The sequence below is a fragment of the Trebonia sp. genome, from assembly GCF_049794275.1.
Lineage (GTDB): Bacteria > Actinomycetota > Actinomycetes > Streptosporangiales > Streptosporangiaceae > Trebonia.
On the sequence record NZ_JBARCR010000127.1, the window covers coordinates 1 to 2,153 of the forward strand.

General features: G+C 67.4%; 2 protein-coding genes and 1 pseudogene. All 3 read left to right on the forward strand.

The genetic code is table 11. The annotated features are described in order from the left end of the window. On the forward strand, positions 1–251 hold a 251-nt coding region (locus tag WA805_RS03450), incomplete at its 5' end, for a cytochrome d ubiquinol oxidase subunit II (protein WP_425241627.1). Between the two features lie 3 nt (positions 252–254). Next, on the forward strand, positions 255–1,811 hold the full coding sequence (locus tag WA805_RS03455; protein ID WP_425241628.1) for a GMC oxidoreductase: 1,557 nt from the start codon (positions 255–257) through the stop codon (positions 1,809–1,811). Between the two features lie 98 nt (positions 1,812–1,909). Then, a pseudogene (locus WA805_RS03460) lies at positions 1,910–2,153 on the forward strand (hypothetical protein); the annotation flags it as partial.

The window sequence follows — 2,153 nt, forward strand, 5'->3', positions numbered from 1 at the left end:
TGATGGTGTCCAGCACCAACCCGGCCTACAACCTCACCGTGAATAACACGGCGTCCAACCCCTACTCGCTCAAGGCGATGACCATCATCGTGCTCATCTTCCTGCCGGTGGTACTCGCCTACCAGATATGGAGCTACTACGTATTCCGCCGGCGCGTCAGCCGGGACGAGTTCGTGACGGAGCCCCCGCCGGCAAGTAACCGCACGCCTGGCGCCCCGGCGCCCACCTCCGCCCCACCCGGAAGGACCTAAGACATGAGTGAGCATTACGACGTCATCGTGATCGGGACCGGGGCCGGCGGCGGCACCCTCGCCCGCCACCTCGCCCCATCAGGCAAGCGCGTTCTGCTGCTCGAGCGCGGCGACTGGCTGCCCCGTGAGCCTGAGAACTGGTCGACCGTGGACGTGTTCGTCGACGGCCGGTATATCTCCCCGGACAGCTGGTACGACCCGAAGGCCAAGTCGTTCTTCCAGCCGCAGGTGCATTACTTCGTCGGCGGCGCGACCAAGCTGTACGGCGCCGCGCTCTACCGGATGCGCGAGCAGGACTTCGGCGAACTGCGCCACCACGACGGCCTGTCGCCCGCCTGGCCCATCTCCTACCAGGACATGGAGCCGTACTACACCGCAGCCGAGACGATGTACCAGGTGCACGGCGCGCGGGGCGAGGATCCGACCGAACCGCCGGCCAGCGCGCCCTACCCGTACCCGGCGGTCTCCCACGAACCGCGGATCCAGCAGCTCTCCGACGACCTGGCCGCGGAGGGCTTTCACCCGTTCCACGCGCCGTGTGGCATCAGGGTCAACGAGGCGGACCTGCCGTACAGCATCTGCGTGAAGTGCGGGGCCTGCGACGGCTTCCCGTGTCCGCTGCACGCCAAATCCGACGCCGAGGTGGCCGGCGTCCGCCCCGCCCTGGAGCACGCCAACGTCACCCTGGTCCGGAACGCACGGGTAGTGAAGCTGGAGACCAACCCGGCCGGCACCGCGGTCACCCAGGTGGTGGCCGAGCACGACGGCGAAACCGTGCGGTACCAGGGTGACATCGTGGTCGTCTCCTGCGGCGCGGCCAACTCCGCCAAGCTGCTGCTGGCCTCCGCCAGCGACAAGCACCCGAACGGGCTGGCCAACAGGTCCGATCAGGTCGGCCGCAACTTCATGTACCACGACAGCCAGGCCGTCCTCGCCTTGTCCAAGGAGCCGAACCCGACCGTGTTCCAGAAGACCCTGGCCTTCAATGACTTCTACTTCCGCGGCCCGGACTTCGACTACCCGATGGGCAACATCCAGATGATCGGCAAGTCGCAGGCGGCGATGTTCCGCGGCGAGAAGCCCCTGGAGACCAAGTTCGCGCCGAACTGGGCGCTGCGCGACGTTGCCGAGCACGCCGTGGACTTCTGGCTGTCCACCGAGGACCTGCCGCTGCCAGATAACCGGGTCACCCTCGGTCCGGACGGCGGCGTGCACCTGGCATATACGCCGAGCAACCCCACCGCCGCCAAGCAACTGTTCCAGCAGCTTCACTCGATGCTCGCCTCGCTCCGTATGCAGCCCGGCCACCTGGCTCACCGGTTCGCGTACCTGAAGACCGACATCCCGGTCGCCGGCTGCGCGCACCAGGCCGGCACTGTACGGTTCGGCTCGGACCCGGCCACCTCGGTACTCAACCCTGATTGCCGGGCCCACGAACTCGACAACCTCTACGTCGTCGACACCAGCTTCTTCCCGAGCATCAGCGCGGTGAACCCCGCCCTGACCGCGATGGCCAACGCCGTCCGGGTCGGCGACCGTATCCTCGAACAGCTCGGCTGAGCGGCGGAGCTGACGGCTGGCCAGGGGTCATCCAGTGCGGGGGATGCCAACCGGGCCCGGGCGCGATGTGATCGTAACGACTGCTCAGGAGGAATGACATGTCGGACAAAGTTGACGCGCTGGTAATCTTCGGTGCCACCGGGGACCTGGCTAAGATCGAGACGTTCCCGGCGCTGGTGGGCCTGGTCCAGCGCGGAGTGCTGGACGTCCCGGTGATCGGGGTGGCGAAGAGCGGCTGGGGGCTGGAGCAGTTCCGCGACTACGCGGAGGCCTCGCTGCGGCTCAACCACATGGACCCCAAGACTCCGGCCGCCCAGAAGATGCTCGGGCTGCTCCGGTACG